Genomic DNA, 3242 nt, shown 5'->3' on the forward strand with positions numbered 1-3242 from the left:
GTGGCCAGATCACGCGCCTTGTTGCAGATCCACGGGCCGTTCACGGCCGGGTTCTCGTGCGGCGTGACCCGTTCGATGCGGGAATTGAGCTGCGGATCGAGCGCCTTGAGTGCCCACTCCGGCTTGCGATGCCAAATGTCGATACTGCACCCGCGCGAGCACCCCGGACACACGCTCGGCGTGGCCTTCGTGTACCACACACGGGCGTGATCGAGGTTCTCCCGTGAGAGCAGCGCACCCACCGGGCAGATGTCGATCACGTTGTCGGAATACGCGTCGTCATTGAAGTTTGCGTCTTCCGCCGGACGGATGAGCGAGTGATCACCGCGGTACACGGCCGCCAGCGCATGAGACTCCGACACTTCATGCGTGAAGCGCACGCAGCGCGTGCACATGATGCACCGCTCGTTGTCGAGCATGATGCGATCGGATAGCGGGAAGAACTTGGTGGCGTGGTTCTTCCGGTCGATCGACATCGACGCTTTGCCGTTGTGCTCGTAATGATAGTCCTGCAGGATGCACTCGCCGGCCTTGTTGCAGATACCGCAGTCGACCGGGTGATTGAGCGTGATGAACTGCATCGTCTCGCGACGCAGCTTCTTCACCGTGTCGCTCTCGGTGAGCACGCGCATCCCCTCGGTGACCGGCATGTTGCAGCCGATGTCGAACCAGGGATCGCCCTTGTCCTGCTCCACCTCGACCATGCAGATGCGACAATTGCCCGGCACCGACAGGTCGTGGTGCCAGCAGAAATGCGGGATGTCCATGCCCGCCCGCTGTGCCGCCTGAATCACCGATTCGCCCTTGTACGCCGTGCACGGCACGCCGTTGATCGAGAAGGCGATGGTCTTGCTGGTATCGACGGGTTCGTTATTACCGCGCTTGCGATCGGCTTGGCTCATACGGCCGCTCCCGCCATGCCGCGCAACGGCGTGGGCACCGCGCCGGCAAACGGATCTTCCACCGCGAGCTGCCCATCCATCATGGAGCGACCGTTCTTGATGAAGTACTCGAACTCCTCGCGATAGTGATCGAGGATGGCCGTGCAGGCGTACCCGGCCGAGTCACCGAGACTGCAGATGGTGGTGCCGTCGTTCGCATTGGAGATGTGATACAGGCGATCGATATCGTCCGGGCGTCCCTCGCCACGCACGATGCGATCGAGCACACGCTCCATCCATCCCATGCCCTCACGGCAGGGCGTGCACTGCCCACACGACTCGTGGTGATAGAAACGCTGAATCACGCGCGCGAGCCGCACCATGCAGGTGCCCTCGGCGATCGCGATCATGCCACCGGATCCCAACTGCGACCCGGCCGCCACCGCGGCGTTGTGATCGAGCGTCACGCCCTTGATCTGGTCGGCGTCGAGAATCTTGGTGGAGACGCCACCGGGGATGATGCACTTGAGCCCGCGGCCGCCCTGAATGCCACCGCAGTCCTCGTAGATGAACTTCTCCCACGAGTAGCCGTACTCGACCTCGTACACGCCGGGGCGATTCACGTGGCCCGAGATGGAGATCATCTGCGTGCCCGGGCTCTTGGGCGTACCGGTCTTGCGGAACTCTTCGGCGCCCAAGCTCAGGATGACCGGCACGTTGGCCAGCGTCTCCACGTTGTTTACGACCGTGGGCTTCTGATACAGCCCCTTCACCGTGAGGCGCGGCGGGCGATTGCGCGGCCACCCCTTCTTGCCCTCGAGCGACGCCAGCATCGCCGACGCCTCGCCACACACGTACGAGCCTGCGCCGCGATACACCACCACGTCGAGGGAGTAGTCGCTGCCGAGGATGTTCTTGCCCAGCAGGCCAGCCGCGTAGGCTTCGTCCACGGCGCCCTGAATGCGGTGGAACGGCAGGTCGAACTCACCGCGGATGTAGATGAACGCGTGGCGCCCACCGATCGCGTACGAGGCGAGAATGAGTCCCTCGACCGCCATGTGCGGCACCTGCTCGAGCAGCCAACGATCCTTGAACGTGCCGGGCTCCCCTTCGTCGGCATTCATGCACACATAGTGCGGTTCGCCGTCATCTGGACGAATCACGCCCCACTTGCGTCCAGCCGGGAAGGCGGCGCCGCCATGCCCCAGCAGGCCGGCGGTGCTCACTTCCTTGATCACGTCGGCGGGTGCCACGCCGCCCTTGAGCACCTTGGCGAGCGCCTGGTAGCCCCCACGCGCCTGATAGTCGGCGAGCGTGTGCGAGGTGGGCGTCACCTCGTGATTCATGAAGAACTTGCGGCCCGACAGCACGGGCTCCGTCACGGGCGCGGTCACTTGGCCAGTTCCTCCAGCAACGCGTCCACCTTGGCCGGTGTGAGATTCTCGTGGTACGTCTCGTTCACGATCATCATGGGCGCCGTACCGCACGAGGCGAGACACTCGGCCGTCGAGATCGTGAACTTGCCGTCGGGGGTGGTTTCTCCCGGCTGAATACCGAGACGGCCGCACAGATATTTGATGAGCCCATCGGCGCCGTGCAGTGAGCACGACACGTTGTGGCACACCTGCAGGTGATACCGGCCGAGGGGCTCCCGCGTAAACATCGTGTAGAAGCCGAGGACTTCGTCCACCTGCGTGCGCGGCACGCCCAGGTAGGTCACGAGTTCGTCGATATCGCTGTCCGCGATGTAGCCGCGCTCTTCCTGAATGCGACGCAGGCACGGAATGGTCAGCGAGCCTTCGAAGCCCGCGGGATAGCGCTCCTTCCAGCGCTCGAACTCGGGAATGAGATGCTGAATGTTCTGCATGGGAGCGTTCATCGATCGCACTCGCCACCGATCATGTTCACCGACCCGAAGGTGGTGACGATATCGGCGAGCTGATAGCCGTTGAGCATCGTGTGCACCCCGCCCATGTGCACGAAGCTGGGCGAGCGCACGTGCACCTTGTAAGGCTGTCCAGCGCCGTTGCTGACGACGTAGAAGCCGAGTTCACCGTTGGCGCCTTCGTGCGCCACGTAGATGTCGCCCGCGGGGACCACGGGTCCTTCCATCACGAGCTTGAAGTGGTTGATGAGCGACTCGATCTCGGTGTACACGAGTTCCTTCTCGGGGAACACGCACCGACGGTCGTCCACCATGATCGGACCCTCGGGAATCATGTCGACGAGCTGGCGAATCATGTACACCGATTCGTCCATCTCCCGCATGCGCACATAGTACCGATCGTAGTTGTCGCCCTTGATCCCCACGGGCACGTCGAAATCGAGCTCCCCGTAGGCGAGGTACGGCGTGTCCTTGCG

Annotated in this window: 3 protein-coding genes and 1 pseudogene; all 4 read right to left on the reverse strand. The window is 63.3% G+C overall.

Annotated elements, in window-relative coordinates; all coding sequences use genetic code 11:
* On the reverse strand, positions 1–902 hold a 902-nt coding region (locus ACIQ6O_RS15190), incomplete at its 3' end, for a 2Fe-2S iron-sulfur cluster-binding protein (RefSeq protein ID WP_396208623.1).
* Complete coding sequence (gene nuoF / locus ACIQ6O_RS15195) at positions 899–2275, reverse strand: NADH-quinone oxidoreductase subunit NuoF (protein WP_396208624.1); 1377 nt, start codon at positions 2273–2275, stop codon at positions 899–901. The genes nuoF and ACIQ6O_RS15190, both read right to left, overlap by 4 nt.
* On the reverse strand, positions 2272–2760 hold the full coding sequence (gene nuoE, locus ACIQ6O_RS15200) for an NADH-quinone oxidoreductase subunit NuoE (RefSeq protein ID WP_396208625.1): 489 nt from the start codon (positions 2758–2760) through the stop codon (positions 2272–2274). The genes nuoF and nuoE overlap by 4 nt, the downstream gene beginning before the upstream one ends.
* A pseudogene (locus ACIQ6O_RS15205) lies at positions 2757–3242 on the reverse strand (NADH-quinone oxidoreductase subunit D); the annotation flags it as partial. The gene nuoE and the pseudogene ACIQ6O_RS15205, both read right to left, overlap by 4 nt.

Origin of the sequence: Gemmatimonas sp. (assembly GCF_044345575.1) — a bacterium.
Lineage (GTDB): Bacteria > Gemmatimonadota > Gemmatimonadetes > Gemmatimonadales > Gemmatimonadaceae > Gemmatimonas.